This window comes from Pantoea sp. SGAir0184 (assembly GCF_043544755.1).
The window spans coordinates 4,085,454-4,103,014 of record NZ_CP028050.1; the positions used below are offsets into that span (position 1 = coordinate 4,085,454).

At 57.9% G+C, this 17,561-nt stretch carries 18 protein-coding genes; 11 read left to right on the forward strand and 7 right to left on the reverse strand.

Features of this window, described 5'->3' with window-relative positions; all coding sequences use genetic code 11:
• Nucleotides 1–46 precede the first annotated feature (46 nt).
• From mtlD to rraA, 3 genes are all read left to right on the forward strand, one after another.
• Nucleotides 47–1,195, forward strand: a complete 1,149-nt coding sequence (gene mtlD / locus C1N60_RS19275; RefSeq protein WP_058781656.1) for a mannitol-1-phosphate 5-dehydrogenase — start codon at nt 47–49, stop codon at nt 1,193–1,195.
• 60 nt (nt 1,196–1,255) lie between these two features.
• Entirely contained in the window at nt 1,256–1,804 is a 549-nt protein-coding gene (gene mtlR, locus C1N60_RS19280; protein ID WP_193717991.1) for a mannitol operon repressor MtlR, read from the forward strand.
• Between the two features lie 165 nt (nt 1,805–1,969).
• A complete protein-coding gene (gene rraA / locus C1N60_RS19285) occupies nt 1,970–2,455 on the forward strand; it encodes a ribonuclease E activity regulator RraA (RefSeq protein ID WP_021507037.1) in 486 nt (161 codons plus the stop codon).
• A 51-nt stretch (nt 2,456–2,506) separates the two neighbouring features.
• Here rraA and zapB read toward each other — a convergent pair whose 3' ends face one another.
• A complete protein-coding gene (gene zapB / locus C1N60_RS19290; protein ID WP_021507038.1) occupies nt 2,507–2,746 on the reverse strand; it encodes a cell division protein ZapB in 240 nt (79 codons plus the stop codon).
• 416 nt (nt 2,747–3,162) lie between these two features.
• Here zapB and C1N60_RS19295 point away from each other — a divergent pair, with 416 nt between their 5' ends.
• The 3 genes from C1N60_RS19295 (at nt 3,163) to glpX (ending at nt 6,658) form a co-directional block, all read left to right on the forward strand.
• On the forward strand, nt 3,163–4,011 hold the full coding sequence (locus C1N60_RS19295; protein ID WP_021507039.1) for an MIP/aquaporin family protein: 849 nt from the start codon (nt 3,163–3,165) through the stop codon (nt 4,009–4,011).
• Nucleotides 4,012–4,040: 29 nt separating this feature from the next.
• Complete coding sequence (gene glpK, locus C1N60_RS19300; protein ID WP_021507040.1) at nt 4,041–5,552, forward strand: glycerol kinase GlpK; 1,512 nt, start codon at nt 4,041–4,043, stop codon at nt 5,550–5,552.
• Between the two features lie 95 nt (nt 5,553–5,647).
• A complete protein-coding gene (glpX, locus tag C1N60_RS19305; RefSeq protein ID WP_394521206.1) occupies nt 5,648–6,658 on the forward strand; it encodes a class II fructose-bisphosphatase in 1,011 nt (336 codons plus the stop codon).
• On the opposite strand, the gene emrD is transcribed toward glpX, so the two are convergent.
• The gene (gene emrD / locus C1N60_RS19310) at nt 6,648–7,841 is read right to left on the reverse strand and encodes a multidrug efflux MFS transporter EmrD (protein ID WP_275044624.1); all 1,194 of its coding nucleotides are present in this window, start codon (nt 7,839–7,841) and stop codon (nt 6,648–6,650) included. The genes glpX and emrD overlap by 11 nt on opposite strands.
• A 291-nt stretch (nt 7,842–8,132) precedes the next feature.
• On the opposite strand from emrD, the gene fpr reads away from it, so the two are divergent.
• From fpr to tpiA, 3 genes are all read left to right on the forward strand, one after another.
• Nucleotides 8,133–8,879, forward strand: a complete 747-nt coding sequence (fpr, locus tag C1N60_RS19315; RefSeq protein ID WP_394521207.1) for a ferredoxin--NADP(+) reductase — start codon at nt 8,133–8,135, stop codon at nt 8,877–8,879.
• A 105-nt stretch (nt 8,880–8,984) separates the two neighbouring features.
• Nucleotides 8,985–9,575, forward strand: a complete 591-nt coding sequence (locus C1N60_RS19320; protein ID WP_394521208.1) for a YiiQ family protein — start codon at nt 8,985–8,987, stop codon at nt 9,573–9,575.
• 121 nt (nt 9,576–9,696) lie between these two features.
• Nucleotides 9,697–10,464: a triose-phosphate isomerase gene (tpiA, locus tag C1N60_RS19325; protein WP_031279624.1), complete on the forward strand. Its 768-nt coding sequence runs from the start codon at nt 9,697–9,699 to the stop codon at nt 10,462–10,464.
• Nucleotides 10,465–10,531: 67 nt separating this feature from the next.
• Here tpiA and C1N60_RS19330 read toward each other — a convergent pair whose 3' ends face one another.
• From C1N60_RS19330 to cpxP, 5 genes are all read right to left on the reverse strand, one after another.
• Entirely contained in the window at nt 10,532–11,287 is a 756-nt protein-coding gene (locus C1N60_RS19330; RefSeq protein ID WP_211727022.1) for a CDP-diacylglycerol diphosphatase, read from the reverse strand.
• Between the two features lie 127 nt (nt 11,288–11,414).
• Nucleotides 11,415–12,404 (reverse strand): sulfate ABC transporter substrate-binding protein, encoded by a 990-nt coding sequence (locus tag C1N60_RS19335; RefSeq protein ID WP_021507046.1) that lies wholly within the window; start codon nt 12,402–12,404, stop codon nt 11,415–11,417.
• A gap of 147 nt (nt 12,405–12,551) precedes the next feature.
• A complete protein-coding gene (pfkA, locus tag C1N60_RS19340) occupies nt 12,552–13,514 on the reverse strand; it encodes a 6-phosphofructokinase (RefSeq protein ID WP_021507047.1) in 963 nt (320 codons plus the stop codon).
• Between the two features lie 200 nt (nt 13,515–13,714).
• On the reverse strand, nt 13,715–14,623 hold the full coding sequence (fieF, locus tag C1N60_RS19345) for a CDF family cation-efflux transporter FieF (protein ID WP_394521209.1): 909 nt from the start codon (nt 14,621–14,623) through the stop codon (nt 13,715–13,717).
• A 194-nt stretch (nt 14,624–14,817) separates the two neighbouring features.
• Nucleotides 14,818–15,330, reverse strand: coding sequence for a cell-envelope stress modulator CpxP (gene cpxP, locus C1N60_RS19350; protein WP_021507049.1), 513 nt, complete (start codon nt 15,328–15,330; stop codon nt 14,818–14,820).
• A 150-nt stretch (nt 15,331–15,480) separates the two neighbouring features.
• Here cpxP and cpxR point away from each other — a divergent pair, with 150 nt between their 5' ends.
• Together cpxR and cpxA are read left to right on the forward strand one after the other, a co-directional pair.
• Nucleotides 15,481–16,179, forward strand: a complete 699-nt coding sequence (gene cpxR, locus C1N60_RS19355; protein ID WP_007885339.1) for an envelope stress response regulator transcription factor CpxR — start codon at nt 15,481–15,483, stop codon at nt 16,177–16,179.
• On the forward strand, nt 16,176–17,552 hold the full coding sequence (gene cpxA / locus C1N60_RS19360; RefSeq protein WP_031279625.1) for an envelope stress sensor histidine kinase CpxA: 1,377 nt from the start codon (nt 16,176–16,178) through the stop codon (nt 17,550–17,552). The genes cpxR and cpxA overlap by 4 nt, the downstream gene beginning before the upstream one ends.
• Nucleotides 17,553–17,561 lie beyond the last annotated feature (9 nt).

The following is a 17,561-nucleotide window of genomic DNA, read 5'->3' on the forward strand; positions in this document are numbered from 1 at the left end:
GGGGCGGACATGCCCGCCCTTTCGTCATTTGATATGGGTCAAATTTATGAAAGCGTTACATTTTGGAGCAGGTAACATCGGCCGTGGATTTATCGGTAAGCTGCTGGCGGATGCCGGTATCGAACTGGTGTTTGCTGATGTGAATCTGGTGGTGCTTGATGCCCTTAACGCCCGTCATGAGTATCCGGTTCACGTGGTGGGCGAGCAGGCGCAGGTTGAAATCGTTACCGGCGTCAGCGCGGTGAACAGCACCAGCGACGACATCGTCACGCTGATTGCTGAGGTTGATATCGTTACCACGGCGGTTGGTCCGCAGATCCTTGAGCGCATCGCGGGCAGCGTGGCGCAGGGTCTGGCCAAACGCAGTGACAACGGTAATGTCCGTCCGCTGAATATCATCGCCTGTGAAAACATGGTGCGCGGCACCAGCCAGCTGAAGCAGCACGTACTGAAGGCGCTGCCGCCGCAGTATCATGCGTGGATTGAAGAGCATGTTGGCTTTGTTGATTCGGCAGTTGACCGCATCGTGCCGCCATCTGAAGCCGGCAGCACCGATCCGCTGGAAGTTACCGTAGAAACCTTCAGCGAGTGGATCGTCGACAAAACCCAGTTTAAAGGCGCGCTGCCGGACATTCCTGGCATGGAGCTGACCGATAACCTGATGGCATTCGTCGAGCGCAAGCTGTTTACCCTCAACACCGGCCACGCCATTACCGCTTATCTTGGCCAGCTGGCCGGTCACGCCACCATTCGCGAAGCCATTCTTGACCAGAAAGTACGTGCCGTGGTGCAGGGCGCGATGCAGGAGAGCGGCGCGGTGCTGATCAAGCGTTATGGTTTTGATGCGGAGAAACATGCCGCGTATATCCAGAAAATCCTGACGCGTTTCGAAAACCCGTACCTGAAAGATGACGTCGAGCGCGTGGGCCGTCAGCCGCTGCGCAAGCTGAGCGCCGGCGATCGCCTGATCAAGCCGACGCTGGGCACGCTGGAGTATCAGCTGCCGCACGCCAGCCTGGTGCAAGGCATTGCCGCCGCGATGCACTATCGCAGCGAAGCCGATCCGCAGGCGCAGGAGCTGGCGTCGCTGATCGCGCAGAAAGGCCCACAGGCGGCGCTGGCGGAGATTTCTGGCCTTGATGCCAATAGCGAAGTGGTGAGCTCAGTGGTGAGCGCTTACCACGCTATGGCATAATGCGCGCCCTTTAGTGGTCAATTCGGGCACGGCAGCCGCGTGCCCGTCGACGGTAGCTGAATGATGCAGGCAATAATGGAAGAGAAGCAGGCTTTTGAAAACCGGGTGCTTGAGCGGCTGAACGCCGGTCGTTCGGTGAGAAGCTTCCTGATCGCCGCTGTCGAACTGCTGGCGGAAGCAGTCAATCTGCTGGTGCTGCAGGTCTTTCGCAAAGATGACTACGCGGTGAAATATGCGGTGGAACCGCTGCTGCTGGGCGACGGCCCGCTGGGCGAGCTCTCGGTACGCCTGAAGCTTATCTACGGCCTGGGGGTGATCAATCGCCACGAATACGAAGACTGCGAGCTGCTGCTGGCGCTGCGTGAGGAGCTGAATCACGACACCAGCGACTACCGCTTTACCGACGATGAAATACTCGGCCCGTTCGGCGAACTGCACTGCGTGCTGGCCTGGCCGCCGCAACCCGATTTCACCCGCGACGACGCCGCGCTGCGCGCCATGCAGCAGCAGCGCTACCTGCAGATGGTGCGATCCACCATGGTGCTGTCGCTGACCGAGCTGATTTCCCGTATCTCGCACAAGCAGGCCTTCAAGAAGCCCGCCGTGTAACGCTTCCCCTGCGGCGCTGTCGCCACGCGCCGCTGTTCTCTCTGCCGCAGACAAAATATTACGCAGGATATTGATGCAGCGCTTTTTTTGGCGGTTGATGATTTTGCCAACAATCGTCAGATAGCGATATACTTACCGCTCCTGTGGCAAACAGACGACATCCCTATGAAATACGATACATCTGAACTCTGCGACATCTACCATGAAGAAGTGAACGTTGTTGAACCGCTTTTTTCGAACTTTGGTGGGCGCACCTCATTCGGTGGTCAAATTACCACAGTGAAATGTTTCGAAGACAACGGCCTGCTGTATGACCTGCTCGAAGAGAACGGTCGCGGTCGCGTGCTGCTGGTCGATGGCGGCGGCTCAGTGCGGCGCGCGCTGGTTGACGCACAGTTAGCAAGACTGGCGGCGCAAAACGAGTGGGAAGGCATCGTAGTGTACGGCTCGGTTCGCCAGGTCGATGAACTGGAAGAGCTGGAGATCGGCATTCAGGCGATTGCGGCCATTCCGGCTGGCGCCGCAGGCGAAGGCATCGGCGAGAGCGACGTGCGGGTTAACTTCGGCGGCGTCACCTTCTTCTCCGGCGATCATCTCTACGCCGACAACACCGGCATGATCCTGTCTGAAGACGCACTCGACATCGAGTAAGCGACAAACAAAAACGGGTGCCGCGGCACCCGTTGGTTTAAGCGCTAAGGCTTAAACTTCTTCCATTTTTCCCAGCAGTGCACGCAGGCGCTCCTGCCATACATGCTGCTCTTCTTTCAGATGCTGATTTTCACGCGCCAGCGCTTCGTGATTGCCGGATGCCTGGCTCATTTCATTTTTCAGGTTATTGTTCTGCTCTTTCAGCTCTTCAATTTCCATCTGCAGCAGGGTGATGGTATCAATCGCCTGCTGTACTTTCGCTTCCAGTTTCTCGAATACTTCAAATGACATCTTTCTGACCTCTCCTAAATCGTGCAAGGCGTTGATAGACCGGGCGTGCCTTAAAATAGTGCGTCCAGCCACGATGTCCCGATTGTATGTAGCCACACCCGGCAAGTCCAGCAGCACAAGGCCTGCGAGGGAAGTCTGTAACACTTTTCAGTTTATACCTGGAAAACGCGCAACTTCGCGCATTTTGCGCGCGGTCACACGCGCAGGGTGCAGCGCAGCGGGGGTTTTTGGCCCTAAACACAGGCAAAAGACGCGAAAACGCGCATTTTTATGACACGGCACACAAAATTCGATTTCGCTATTTCTCGTTTATGCTCGTTAACGATAAATTCACATCAACCCTACATTAGAGCTGGGCGACTCAAGGATTGAGAACAAAAACTGATAAAATTTAACCTCGCTTCAGGAATTCCATTATGAGTCAGACAACGAACACACTCAAAGGTCAGTGCATCGCCGAGTTTCTCGGTACCGGTTTGATCATCTTTTTTGGTGCCGGCTGTGTGGCGGCGCTGAAGCTGGCCGGTGCCGCATTCGGCCAGTGGGAAATTTGTATCATCTGGGGTCTTGCTGTCTCCATGGCGGTTTATCTGAGCGCAGGCGTATCCGGCGCTCACCTCAATCCGGCAGTCACGGTTGCCCTGTGCCTGTTCGCCAACTTCGAAGGCCGCAAAGTTTTACCTTATATTGTGTCGCAAATCGCTGGCGCGTTCTGTGCGGCGGCGCTGGTCTACGGTCTTTACTACAATCTGTTCTTTGATTACGAAGCCAGCCACCAGATGGTACGCGGCAGCGTGCAAAGCCTCGATCTGGCCGGTATCTTCTCCACCTATCCGAACCCGCACATCACCGTGGCGCAGGCGTTCCTGGTGGAAATGGTAATTACCGCCGTGCTGATGGCGGTGATCATGGCGCTGACCGACGACGGCAACGGCGTACCGCGTGGCCCGCTGGCGCCGCTGCTGATTGGTCTGCTGGTGGCGGTGATTGGCGGTTCCATGGGTCCGCTGACCGGCTTCGCCCTGAACCCGGCGCGTGACTTCGGTCCGAAGCTGTTCGCCTTCTTCGCGGGCTGGGGTAACGTGGCGTTCACTGGTGGTAAAGATATTCCTTACTTCCTGGTGCCAATTTTTGGCCCGCTGGTCGGTGCCTGCCTCGGTGCCTTCGGTTACCGTGCGCTGATTGGCCGTCACCTGCCGGGCAACCTTGCAGAAACCAGTAAAACAGAAAAACCGGTCGCGCGCGCTGAGCAGCGTAAAGCGTAAGTTTCATCGTTAATCATCAGGAAACCATAATGACTACGACTGATAAAAAATATATTGTCGCGCTCGATCAGGGCACAACCAGCTCACGTGCCGTGGTGCTCGATCATGACGCCAACATCGTCGCCGTCTCACAGCGCGAATTCACCCAGATCTACCCGAAAGCCGGCTGGGTTGAACACGATCCGATGGACATCTGGGCCTCACAGAGCTCCACGCTAGTGGAAGTGCTGGCACACGCTGATATCCGTTCTGACCAGATCGCCGCCATCGGTATCACCAACCAGCGTGAAACCGCGATTGTCTGGGACAAAGAGACCGGCAAACCAATTTACAACGCCATCGTCTGGCAGGATCCGCGTACCGCCGACTACTGTAACAAGCTGAAGAAAGAGGGTCTGGAAGAGTACATCCAGCACACCACCGGTCTGGTGATTAACCCGTACTTCTCCGGCACCAAGGTGAAGTGGATTCTCGACCATGTGGAAGGCGCGCGCGAGCGGGCAAAACGCGGCGAACTGCTGTTTGGCACCGTCGACACCTGGCTGGTGTGGAAAATGACCCAGGGCCGTGTGCACATCACCGATCACACCAACGCATCGCGTACCATGATGTACAACATCCACAAGCTGGAGTGGGATGCGCGCATGCTGGAGATTCTGGATATTCCGCGTGAAATGCTGCCGGAAGTGAAAGGATCGTCCGAAATCTACGGCCAGACCAACATTGGTGGTAAGGGCGGTACGCGTATTCCTATCGCCGGTATCGCCGGTGACCAGCAGGCTGCGCTGTATGGCCAGCTGTGTGTGCAGCCTGGTATGGCGAAAAACACCTACGGCACCGGCTGCTTTATGCTGATGAACACCGGTACCGAAGCGGTTACTTCTACTCACGGTCTGCTGACCACCATCGCCTGCGGTCCACGCGGCGAGGTGAACTACGCGCTGGAAGGTGCCGTGTTCATCGGTGGTGCGTCCATTCAGTGGCTGCGCGATGAGATGAAGCTGATCAGCGATGCGGGCGACTCCGAATACTTCGCGATGAAAGTCAAAGACACCAATGGCGTGTACATGGTGCCGGCCTTTACCGGTCTCGGCGCACCGTACTGGGACCCGTATGCGCGCGGCGCAATCTTCGGCCTGACCCGTGGTGCCAATGCCAACCACATCATTCGCGCCACGCTGGAGTCCATCGCTTACCAGACGCGTGATGTGCTGGAAGCGATGCAGAACGATGCCGATACCCGCCTGCAGTCGCTGCGCGTGGATGGCGGTGCGGTGGCCAACAACTTCCTGATGCAGTTCCAGTCCGATATTCTCGGCACGCGCGTGGAGCGTCCGGAAGTGCGCGAAGTGACTGCGCTGGGTGCGGCTTACCTCGCCGGTCTGGCGGTCGGCTTCTGGAACGATCTGGAAGAAGTTCGTGCTAAAGCTGTAGTGGAACGCGAGTTCCGTCCAAGCATTGAAACCACCGAACGCAACGTGCGCTATGCCGGCTGGAAAAAAGCCGTGGCGCGCGCCCAGGCGTGGGAAGAAGAAGAGTAACACTGTGCTGACCCGCGGCGCCCTGCCGCGGGTTTTTCCCGTCCCCCTGCCCCGCTGTGCTACACTGCCCGCCTGTTTTTTGTCAGGTGCAGACCATGAAACGAGAACTCGCGATTGAATTTTCCCGTGTGACCGAAGCCGCTGCGTTAGCGGGCTATCACTGGTTAGGACGCGGCGACAAGAATGCCGCCGACGGCGCCGCCGTCAACGCCATGCGCATTATGCTCAACACCATCAATATCGACGGCCAGATCGTGATTGGCGAAGGCGAAATCGACGAAGCACCGATGCTCTACATTGGTGAAAAAGTCGGTACCGGCCACGGCGATGCGGTGGACATTGCAGTTGATCCTATCGAAGGCACGCGCATGACTGCGATGGGCCAGGCCAACGCGCTGGCGGTGCTGGCGGTGGGCGATAAAGGCAGCTTCCTGCACGCACCTGATATGTATATGGAAAAGCTGATTGTCGGTCCGGGCGCGCGCGGCGCTATCGATCTCAACCAGCCGCTCGCCACCAATCTGCAGGCGATTGCGCAGGCACTCAATAAACCGCTCAGCCAGCTGACGGTGTCGATTCTCGCCAAACCGCGTCACGATGCGGTCATCGCGCAGCTGCAGCAGCTGGGCGTGCGCGTGTTTGCTTTCCCGGACGGCGACGTGGCGGCCTCGATTCTTACCTGTATGCCGGACAGCGAAGTGGACGTGCTGTATGGCATCGGCGGTGCGCCAGAAGGCGTGGTGTCGGCGGCGGTGATCCGCGCCATGGATGGCGACATCCAGGCGCGCCTGCTGGCTCGTCATCAGGTCAAAGGAGATTCGGCCGAAAACCGCCGTCTGGGTGAGCAGGAGCTGGCGCGCTGTGCCGAAATGGGTATCAACGCCGGGGAAGTGCTGACGCTGCAACAGATGGCGCGTAACGATAACGTGATTTTCGCGGCGACCGGCATCACCACGGGCGATCTGCTAAAGGGCATCACGCGCCAGGGCAATATCGCCACCAGCGAAACGCTGCTGGTGCGCGGTAAATCGCGCACCATTCGCCGCATTCAGTCGATCCACTATCTGGACCGCAAAGACGCGGCGCTGCACCCTTTTATCCTGTAACCGTCTGTTTGCCGCTCTCCGGATGACGCGAGAGCGGCCACCAGCACAGCAGCATCACCAGCGACGTCACAAACATCAGCATGCCGAGGCTCGACTGATCGTGCTGCGGCAGCAGCGCTGAGAGCCACGCCACCACGCCGGAACCCAGATTCTGCAGCCCCCCAATCAGCGCACCGGCACTGCCGGCCAGCCACGCGTAGGGCTCCATCGCGCCAGAAGTTGCCAGTGGAAACAGCATGCCCGCGCCGAAGAAGAACAGCGCGGCCGGTACCAGCAGCGTCCAGATAGTCATCACGCCAAACCACGCCGGCAGCCACATCAGCAGGCCCGCCAGCAGGCAGCTGTTCACGCCATACCACATCAGCGTATGCCAGGATTTCTGCTCGCGGCCGGCAAACCAGGCGCCGAAAAAGGCCGCCGGAATCGGCAGGATGAACAAAATACTCACCGTCAGCCCGTCCAGCCCCAGCACGCCCGCCATCAGTACGCCACAGCTGGCCTCAAATACCGCAATGCCCGCCAGCGCGCCGATCAGCAGTAGCAGATAGCGCACAAAGTTGCCGTCGCTGAGCAGCGTGATGTAGCGGCGCAGAAACGGTGTCGCGGGCGCATCCACCGGACGGGTCTCCGGGAGCCAGCGGGCCATTGCCGCCGTTACGCCAACACACAGCAGCAGCAGGAAAGCAAAGCAGGCGTGCCAGCCAAACAGATGGGTCAGCAGCGCGCCGATTACCGGCGCCAGCAGCGGGCTGACCAGAATGCCCATGTTGAGCAGGCTGTTGGCCTGGCGCAGCGCAATGCCGGAGTAAAGATCGCGCGGCATGGTGCGCGCCATCACGCCAGCCACGCCGGTACCCAGTCCCTGCACCGCACTGCCCAGCACCAGCACACTCAGCGACGGCGCAAACAGGGCGATCAGCGCGCCCGCCGCGAAGATCGTCATGCCCGCGAGGATCACCGGACGCCGGCCAATGCTGTCCGACAGCGGCCCGTAGATCAGCTGCGATCCGCCGTAGGTCATCAGATAGGCCGCCATCACCTGCTGCATAGCGCCGCTGCGTACGTTAAGCGCCTCTGCCATATTCGCCATGGCGGGCACATAGATGGTCTGCGCCATCTGCCCGACCGCCACCAGCACGATCAGCATGAACAGCAGGAAGCGGTTTTGCGTATTACTCATCATCATGGAACAAAATGTCTGCCTGAGAAACAAAGTAATGACAGCACTAAAAAGGGCTGCCGGAGAGTTATGGCGGCAAAAATATCAGGAATTGCGCACAAAGCGAGAGGCGGGCGTAAAGCGATAGCTCAGGCACCGTCAAGCTTCTGTACCAGGCTGTAACGTGGCCGCTACAGTTGCTGATGTGTGCGGACGATTTGTCGCAGAGAGCCCTTTACCCGCTGCGGGGCTGGAAATCTGGTGCCGGGCTGACGAAGATAGAAAGAGACCAATTATCAATCATCAGGAGCGAACATGGCAGAGTGGGTCAATGCAGAAGTTAAAGAAGTGAAAAACTGGACCGATGCACTGTTCAGCCTGCGCGTCACGGCGCCCATCGACTCTTTTACCGCCGGCCAGTTTGCCAAGCTGGCGCTGGAAGTCGACGGCGAGCGCGTGCAGCGCGCCTACTCCTACGTCAACGCGCCGCAGGATCCGCTGCTGGAGTTCTATCTGGTAACGGTGCCGGAAGGGAAGCTCAGCCCGAGTTTGCAGGCGCTGCAGCCCGGCGATCGGGTGATGGTGACCAAAGAGGCGGCCGGTTTCTTTGTGCTGGATGAGATCCCCGACTGCCAGACGCTGTGGATGCTGGCGACCGGCACGGCGATCGGCCCGTATCTGTCGATTTTGCAACAGGGCGAAGGGCTGGAGCGCTTCGACAACATTGTGCTGGTGCACGCTGCGCGCTATGCCGCCGACCTGAGTTTTCTGCCGCTGATGCAGCAGCTACAGCAGCGTTATCAGGGCAAACTGCACATTCAAACGGTGGTCAGCCGCGAACAGATGCCCGGTTCACTGCATGGCCGCGTACCGCAGCTGATCGAGAGCGGAGAACTGGAAAATGCCGTGGGCCTGCCGATGCTCGCCGATACCAGCCACGTGATGCTGTGCGGTAATCCGCAGATGGTGCGCGATACCCAGCAATTGCTGAAAGAGACCCGCGATATGCGTAAGCATTTCAAACGTAAACCCGGCCACATGACCAGCGAGCATTACTGGTAATCGTGCCGGCAGCAAAATGTCAGATTTTTCCCGGCGCGGGTTTTGACTTTCAGCGGTAAAAACCGTTCTAATCGTGGGCTAAGTGAATGATTTAGGGCCGAAGCAATGAAGAATCTGCCAGTCGCGCTGCTGCTCAGCGTCGCACTGACATTTCCCGCCTGGGCGGAGGACGCGCCCGCGCAGGATCGCAACGATCACCTGCCTGCGGTGCCGTATCTGCTGGCGGGTGCGCCCACCTTTGATATGACCATCGCGCAGTTCCGCGAAAAGTACAACGCTGCCAATCCTGACCTGCCGCTGCAGGAGTATCGCGCCATCGACAACCGCGATGACAAGAGCCACCTGACTCGTGCCGCCAGCAAAATCAGCGAAACGCTGTATGCCTCTACCGCGCTGGAACAGGGCACCGGCAAGATTAAAACGCTGCAGATTACCTGGCTGCCGGTGCCGGGCCCGGATATGAAAGCGGCACAGACGCGCGCCATGGATTACATGACTGCGCTACTGCGCTTTTTTGTGCCCGGTTTGTCAGCGGAAGAGGGACACAAGAAGCTCGACGGCCTGCTCAGCGCCGGCAAGGGTGCACGCTATTTCTCCCGCACCGAAGGTGCACTGCGCTTCGTGGTCGCAGACAACGGCGACAAAGGGCTGACCTTCGCCGTTGAGCCCATCAAACTGGCGCTCGCTAGCCCCTGATCTCCCCGGCAAAAATGACGAAAAGCAAAGCCAGCGCCCCATTTGATCTCTATACTGTCTGGCAGACATCGCTGCCCCGATGGCAGCGCTATTTCATGAATCGCGTTATGCGGAGGAAAGAATGCGACATCCACTGGTTATGGGTAACTGGAAACTGAATGGCAGCAAGCACATGGCGGGCGAGCTGATTGAAGGCCTGCGCAAAGAGCTGTCCGGTGTGGAAGGCTGCGGTGTGGCGATTGCTCCGCCGGCGATCTATCTGGATCAGGCCAAACACGCCATTTCCGGCAGCCACATTGCGCTGGGTGCGCAGAACGTTGACGTGAACCTGTCTGGCGCTTTCACCGGTGAAACCTCTGCCGAGATGCTGAAAGACATCGGCGCGAAATACATCATCATCGGCCACTCTGAGCGCCGCACCTACCATAAAGAGAGCGACGAGTTCATCGCGAAGAAATTCGCCGTGCTGAAGGCCGCAGGCCTGGTACCAGTGCTGTGCATCGGTGAGACCGAAGCCGAGAACGAAGCCGGCAAAACTGAAGAAGTGTGCGCACGTCAGATCGACGCCGTGCTGGAAACTCAGGGCGCAGCGGCCTTCGAAGGTGCGGTTATCGCCTATGAGCCAGTCTGGGCCATCGGTACCGGCAAATCAGCGACCCCAGCGCAGGCGCAGGCAGTACACAAATTCATTCGCGACCACATCGCGAAGAAAGATGCCGCTATCGCTGAGCAGGTAATCATTCAGTACGGCGGTTCGGTTAACGACAAAAACGCCGCAGAACTGTTCACTCAGCCGGACATCGATGGCGCGCTGGTGGGCGGTGCATCTCTGAAAGCCGACGCTTTCGCGGTGATCGTCAAAGCCGCTGCAGCAGCGAAAAACGCGTAAGTTTCTCACGCAGAGAAAGGCGGCTGATGAGCCGCCTTTTTTATTGCCTGATCGGTCGCGACGCGACTTACTCCAGCAAACGGCACTGGTGATCCTGCAGTTCTTCCGCCGAACCGCGATTCAGCTTGAGCCAGTTGCGCTCCAGCGCCAGCAGCGCCAGGCGTCCATCCGGCAGCTGGGCCAGCGCCAGCCCGTATTTGCCCATCTCACCGCGCGCATGCGGCACCTCCTCTGCAAGCCGGATAAACACGCTCTGCTGCGCCAGTTCGGCGGTGCTCAGCGTGCGAATCAGCCAGGTATGCCGCAGCAGCGTTGCCGTCTGCCACTGCGAATTCAGCTTCGGTGCCAGCGTATCCAGCTGCTGGCGCACATCCGGTCGCAGGCAGGAGATATGAATGTGCAGCTGATTCTGCGTACGACCATACTGCGCGTTGATGGCCAGCGACAGCACACGGTCGTCGACAGGCGCACCGCGCTTCTGCGCCAGCAGGCGGCGCTGCTGCCAGGCGGCAGCAAACAGGTTCGGCGTGGTGGGTTCGAGGAGGATTGGGCTCTCCATGCCGGTGATTTTTGCTATCGGCATCAGCAGATATTGCAGCGGGCCATTCAGATCTTTGAGCGTGACGTAACCCTGCGCCAGATTGACCTGCTGACAGGGGGCGGGATTACCGCGTTGCGTCATGTCCGGTACGCACTTTTCGCTGACAATCTGCCACAGCGCATCGGCGTTTTTATGTAAATGCACCGCGCCGGCGATCAGCCCGGCAATCAGAAGGATGAACGCGATAATCAGCAACGTAACACTACGGCGGCGCGCCTGCATGGCCAGATCCTCAGTGATGAGCTGTCAGCATCCTCACCTGTCGCCAGCGGAAAGTCACGGCTTTTTCCACGCCGTAAAGCAAAACGGCCAGCGCAGGGCTGACCGTTTCGTCATGATGAAAACGCGGTTACGGTTTCATGACCTGATCGTAGCTGCCGCCGTCGGCAAAGTGTGCTTTCTGCGCTTTGCTCCAGCCGCCAAACTTGTCATCGATGGTGAACAGCTTAACCGGCGCGAAGCTGCTGGCAAACTTCTTCGCCACCTCAGGATCGCGCGGGCGATAGAAGTTTTGCGCCGCGATGGTCTGGCCTTCCGGTGAGTAGAGATATTTCAGATACTCTTCCGCCACCTTACGCGTGCCCTGCTCATCCACCACTTTATCGACCACCGAGACCGTCGGTTCGGCGAGGATCGATTCGCTCGGCGTAACGATTTCAAACTTGTCTTTGCCCAGCTTATCGACGGCCAGATAGGCTTCGTTTTCCCATGCAATCAGCACATCACCGATACCGCGCTCAACGAAGGTATTAGTCGCGCCACGTGCACCGGAATCCTGCACTTCAACGTTTTTGAACAGCGCCCGGACGTAAGCCAGCGCTTTGGCCTGGTCACCGTGGTTCTGGTCCAGCGCCCAGCCCCAGGCCGCCAGATAGTTCCAGCGTGCGCCGCCGGAAGTTTTCGGGTTTGGCGTGATCACGGAAACGCCTGGCTTAATCAGATCCGGCCAGTCATGAATGCCTTTAGGATTGCCTTTGCGCACCAGGAACACGATGGTAGAAGTATAAGGTGCCGAGTTGTCCGGCAGACGCTTGATCCAGTTTTTATCGATACGACCACGGTCAGCAATAGCATCGACGTCGGACTGCAGCGCCAGCGTCACCACATCCGCGCGGATGCCATTGATCACGGACGTCGCCTGCTTACCCGAACCGCCGTGCGACTGGCGGATCACCACGTTATCGCCGGTTTCCTGCTTGTAGTGCGCGCTAAATGCTTTGTTGTACTGCTCGTACAGCTCACGGGTTGGATCGTAAGAGACGTTTAACAGCTGAATATCCTTTGCCAGAACACTGGTTGAAGCCAGTAACAGGGTGACACCAATACTCCACTTGTTCATTGCTTGCTCTCCCGAGGTCGTTATAGAACAAGACTGACACAAAGCAATCCATGGATTAAAGAATTAAAAATAAGCTGTTATAACTATGGAGAATATAGCAAGGCATAAAAAAGGGCGCGAAAGCGATCGCGCCCGATTTATCGTTGATTAGTAGAGTTTTTTCGCGGTATCCAGCCAGTCGCGCTTGAACGGACGCTTCATGTTTTCGATAGCGTCGATGATGTCATGATGCACCATCTTCTCGTTCTGAATCCCCACGCAGCGACCGCCGTAGCCCTGCAGCAGCAGCTCAATTGAATAAGCGCCCATGCGTGATGCCAGAATGCGGTCGTAAGCGCATGGCGCACCGCCGCGCTGGATGTGGCCGAGCACGGTGGCACGGGTTTCACGCTTGGTTTCCGCTTCAATAAAGTGCGCCAGATCGTCGATGTCACAGATGTGTTCGGTGATCGCCACGATGGCGTGTTTTTTACCTTTCGCAATGCCCGCCTGGATTTCTGCTACCAGCTCTTCGCGCGTGTAAGGGATTTCAGGCAGCACGATGAACTCACAGCCACCGGCGATGGCCGCCGCTAAGGTCAGGTCACCGCAGTAGCGGCCCATCACTTCTACGATAGAGATACGCTGATGCGAAGAAGAGGTATCGCGCAGACGGTCAATCGCTTCAACCACGGTTTCCAGCGCGGTGAAATAACCGATGGTGTAATCGGTACCGGCGACGTCATTGTCGATGGTGCCCGGCAGGCCGATGCACGGGAAGCCCATTTCGGTCAGGCGTTTGGCACCCATGTAAGAACCGTCACCGCCGATTACCACCAGCGCATCAATGCCGCGCTTTTTCATGTTTTCGATCGCGACCTGACGCACTTCTTCGTTGCGGAACTCCGGGAAACGCGCCGAGCCGAGGAAGGTGCCGCCGCGGTTAATCATGTCCGACACGCTGTAGCGGTCGAGGTTGATCATGCGGTCTTCGTACAAACCCAGATAGCCGTCATAGATACCAAAAACTTCAAGGCCTTCACTCAGCGCGGAACGGACAACTCCGCGAATGGCTGCGTTCATGCCTGGGGCGTCGCCGCCGCTGGTCAGTACTCCGATTTTTTTGATCATGACAACCTCTGGATTGTTCAAAACTAAGGATTATTCCTGCCTGTCGACCGGTGTGGACCAGCTCGCGATCGCACGGCTTAATAGTTGCAGATAGTATATCAAAGGCTTGATGCTGAATTGATTCAGGTCAGACAAGTTTTCGCTAATTTTTTACAAAGTTGTTAGCGTTACGTCATTTTTATTACGTAACGCTATGATTTTTAACTGCTAAAACTGGAAAAACCCTGCTGATTTTGCGGCACAACAGAACAGGGGTCCTGATGAATGATCACATCCGAGCCGGGAAATTTTTGCCGTAATGCCTGCTCAATTTGATCGGCCACCTGATGCGCCTGCACCAGCGGGAGATGATCGTCCATCTCCAGATGAAGCTGAATAAACCGCGTCGGGCCAGACTGCCGCGTACGTAACGCATGGGCACCGCGTACGCCGGGCCAGTGACTTACCAGCGCGATAATCGCCTGTTTTTCCTGCTCCGGCAGCGCACGATCGAGCAGCGACTGCACCGCTTCATAGCCCATGCGCAGCGCGTTATAGAGGATATATACGCCGATGCCGAGCGCAAACAGCGCATCCGCTCGCTTAAAACCATAACTGCTTAAGCCCAGCGCCACCAGAATGGCACCGTTCATCACCACATCCGACTGATAATGCAGCATGTCCGCGCGAATCGCCTGGCTGCGGGTACGCCGCACCACCCAGCGCTGAAAAGCGACCAGCACCAGCGTGGAGCTGAGGGCGATCAGCGTCACGACTACGCCCACCAGCGGCGCGCGCAGCGTTTCCGGTGTGGCCAGATGCTGCAGCCCGGTAAGAAACAGAAACAGCGCCGATCCGGAGATAAACATGCTTTGCGCCAGTGCCGCCAGCGATTCCGCTTTACCGTGACCAAAGGTGTGATCGTCGTCGGCAGGCTGCAATGAATAGCGCACCACCAGCAGATTGGTCAGTGACGCGGCGATATCGACCAGCGAATCCACCAGCGCCGCCAGCACGCTGACCGAACCGGTGTACCACCAGGCGAAAATTTTCACGATCAGCAACAGCGTTGCCAGCGTGGTCGCCGCCAGCGCCGCGCGGTTTACCAGTTTTGCGTAGGAAGGTTCCATGCCTTGCCTCGTCAGGCGCTGCAGCACGCCATGCAGTGGAAAATGGCTCAAGTTTATCACCGTCCCGTGCAGACTGCGTGACAGGATAGCGAAACGGATGCAGTTTGCCCGCAAATCCAGGGCAAAAAAAACCCCGCCATCATGGCGGGGAAGACAGGGATGGTGTCTATGGCAAGGAAAACAGGGATACTATGTTACTGGTTACTGCTGGTACTACTCACTGCTTGCAGCGGTGATGATGGCTGCAATCCGGAGAGCCGACGCGCTTCATTCAGGCGCCGCTCAAAATTCTTCTGCAATGTTGCTTGCTGTGCAGGCGTTAGCAGGTGATACATCTGATTACGAACCCGGGCCATCTCGATTTGCAGTTCTACCTGCTCGCGGGCCTGTTTCTCTGCCTGCTGGCGGATAGCCGATTCGTTAAATTTGTCTGCAATGACAAGGTCATGCATAGTTTCTATATCCTGAACGCTTAACACCGGGCGTTCATGGCGCGCTTGCTGCATCAGGTCGCGCATCTGTTGCCGCTGTTGTTCAGTCAGCTCAATGCCATCGAACATGTGGCTTTGCGGATTTTGCGTCATACTGCCTGTCGTCAATCCGCCGTTATGATGCATCTCGTCAATCGTCGTCGTGTCTGCTGCTTCTGCGCTGGCGTGACTGAGAACCATCGCTGAGGCAAAGACGACGGCGGTTAAGTAGCGCATCGTTTACTCCCGGTTCGTTCCGTTTTGCGATTCAACGAGAGCTAGTGTACGGCGACAGCTGCAAACATCCGTCAGGGGGTGTAAAACTACGTAAAGCGTTGGATTGCCACTATAGGAACACGGTATTTTGCCTGCGGAGGGCAACAAAAAATGAATAAAATCCTGTTGGTTGATGACGACCGCGAATTGACTTCGCTGCTTAAAGAACTGCTTGAAATGGAAGGTTTTGAGGTGATTGTCGCCAGCGATGGCGAGCAGGCGCTCAATCTGCTGGACAACACCGTCGACCTGCTTTTGCTCGATGTCATGATGCCGAAGAAGAACGGTATCGACACGTTAAAAGAGCTACGCCAGCAACATCAAACCCCTGTCATCATGCTGACCGCCCGCGGTAGCGAGCTGGACCGCGTTCTGGGCCTGGAACTGGGCGCGGATGACTATCTGCCAAAGCCGTTCAACGATCGCGAACTGGTGGCGCGTATCCGTGCGATTCTGCGCCGTTCCAACTGGAGCGAACAGCAGCAACAGCACGATAACAGCTCACCGACGCTGGAAGTGGATTGCCTGCGCCTGAATCCGGGCCGTCAGGAAGCCAGCTTCGACAGCGAAACGCTGGATCTCACCGGCACCGAGTTCACCCTGCTCTACTTACTGGCGCAGCATCTTGGCCAGGTGGTGTCACGCGAGCATCTCAGCCAGGAAGTGCTGGGCAAGCGCCTGACGCCGTTTGACCGCGCCATCGATATGCACATCTCCAACCTGCGTCGTAAGCTGCCGGAACGTCGTGATGGTCATCCGTGGTTCAAAACTCTGCGCGGACGCGGCTATCTGATGGTTTCGGCATCATGATTGGAAGTTTGACCACCCGCATCTTCGCCATCTTCTGGCTCACCCTGGCGCTGGTGTTGATGCTGGTACTGATGGTGCCCAAACTCGATTCGCGCCAGATGACCTCGCTGATGGAGAGCGAACAGCGCCAGGGCACCATGATTGAGCAACACGTTGAGGCGGAGCTGTCACAGGATCCGCCCAACGACCTGATGTGGTGGCGCCGGCTGTTTCGCGCCATCGACAAATGGGCACCGCCCGGTCAGCGCCTGCTGCTGGTGACCAGCGAAGGACGGGTGATCGGTGCGCAGCACAATGAAATGCAGGTGATCCGTAACTTTATCGGCCAGTCCGATAATGCCGATCATCCGCAGAAGAAAAAGTATGGCCGCGTCGAGATGGTCGGCCCCTTCGCGGTGCGCGACGGCGAAGACAATTACCAGCTGTATCTGATCCGTCCCGCCACCAGTTCCCAGCTCGATTTCGTCAACCTGCTGTTTGACCGTCCTCTGCTGCTGCTCATCGTCACGATGTTAATCAGCTCACCGCTGCTGCTGTGGCTGGCGTGGAGCCTGGCGCGTCCGGCACGCAAACTAAAACATGCCGCGGATGAAGTGGCGAGCGGAAATTTGCGTCAGCATCCGGAACTGGAATCGGGCCCGCAGGAATTTCTCGCAGCCGGCTCCAGTTTCAACCAGATGGTGAGCGCGCTCGAACGCATGATGACGGCACAGCAGCGACTGCTGTCGGATATCAGCCATGAATTACGCACGCCGCTGACGCGTCTGCAGCTGGCGACTGCGCTACTGCGCCGGCGTCATGGCGAAGGCAAAGAACTGGAGCGTATTGAGACCGAAGCGCAGCGTCTGGACGGCATGATCAACGACTTGCTGGTACTGTCGCGCACCCAGCATAAGAACGCGCTGGTGAGCGAAGCGATGAAGGCCAACCAGCTGTGGAATGGCGTGCTGGAAGATGCCAAATTCGAAGCGGAGCAGATGGGTAAAACCATGGACGTGCCGTATCCGCCCGGTCCGTGGCCGCTGTACGGTAACCCGCACGCGCTGGAAAGCGCGCTGGAGAACATTGTGCGCAACGCGCTGCGCTATTCGCACACGCACATCAGCGTTAGCTTTGCCGTGGATATTCAGGGCATTACCGTGCACGTCGACGACGACGGTCCCGGCGTCAGCCCGGAAGATCGCGAGCAGATTTTCCGTCCGTTCTACCGCACCGATGAAGCGCGTGACCGTGAATCCGGCGGCACCGGGCTCGGGCTGGCGATTGTCGAAACCGCCGTGCAACAGCACCGCGGCTGGGTGAAAGCCGATGATAGCCCGTTAGGCGGTCTGCGCCTGACGCTGTGGCTGCCGCTGTACTCCGCCCGGCAATAATTTGCTATG

Coding starts and splice junctions, on each gene's coding strand:
- mtlD (WP_058781656.1), top strand. CDS start 47: ATGAAAGCGTTACATTTTGGAGCAGGTAACATCGGCCGTGGATTTATC.
- mtlR (WP_193717991.1), top strand. CDS start 1,256: ATGATGCAGGCAATAATGGAAGAGAAGCAGGCTTTTGAAAACCGGGTG.
- rraA (WP_021507037.1), top strand. CDS start 1,970: ATGAAATACGATACATCTGAACTCTGCGACATCTACCATGAAGAAGTG.
- zapB (WP_021507038.1), bottom strand. CDS start 2,746: ATGTCATTTGAAGTATTCGAGAAACTGGAAGCGAAAGTACAGCAGGCG.
- C1N60_RS19295 (WP_021507039.1), top strand. CDS start 3,163: ATGAGTCAGACAACGAACACACTCAAAGGTCAGTGCATCGCCGAGTTT.
- glpK (WP_021507040.1), top strand. CDS start 4,041: ATGACTACGACTGATAAAAAATATATTGTCGCGCTCGATCAGGGCACA.
- glpX (WP_394521206.1), top strand. CDS start 5,648: ATGAAACGAGAACTCGCGATTGAATTTTCCCGTGTGACCGAAGCCGCT.
- emrD (WP_275044624.1), bottom strand. CDS start 7,841: ATGATGAGTAATACGCAAAACCGCTTCCTGCTGTTCATGCTGATCGTG.
- fpr (WP_394521207.1), top strand. CDS start 8,133: ATGGCAGAGTGGGTCAATGCAGAAGTTAAAGAAGTGAAAAACTGGACC.
- C1N60_RS19320 (WP_394521208.1), top strand. CDS start 8,985: ATGAAGAATCTGCCAGTCGCGCTGCTGCTCAGCGTCGCACTGACATTT.
- tpiA (WP_031279624.1), top strand. CDS start 9,697: ATGCGACATCCACTGGTTATGGGTAACTGGAAACTGAATGGCAGCAAG.
- C1N60_RS19330 (WP_211727022.1), bottom strand. CDS start 11,287: ATGCAGGCGCGCCGCCGTAGTGTTACGTTGCTGATTATCGCGTTCATC.
- C1N60_RS19335 (WP_021507046.1), bottom strand. CDS start 12,404: ATGAACAAGTGGAGTATTGGTGTCACCCTGTTACTGGCTTCAACCAGT.
- pfkA (WP_021507047.1), bottom strand. CDS start 13,514: ATGATCAAAAAAATCGGAGTACTGACCAGCGGCGGCGACGCCCCAGGC.
- fieF (WP_394521209.1), bottom strand. CDS start 14,623: ATGGAACCTTCCTACGCAAAACTGGTAAACCGCGCGGCGCTGGCGGCG.
- cpxP (WP_021507049.1), bottom strand. CDS start 15,330: ATGCGCTACTTAACCGCCGTCGTCTTTGCCTCAGCGATGGTTCTCAGT.
- cpxR (WP_007885339.1), top strand. CDS start 15,481: ATGAATAAAATCCTGTTGGTTGATGACGACCGCGAATTGACTTCGCTG.
- cpxA (WP_031279625.1), top strand. CDS start 16,176: ATGATTGGAAGTTTGACCACCCGCATCTTCGCCATCTTCTGGCTCACC.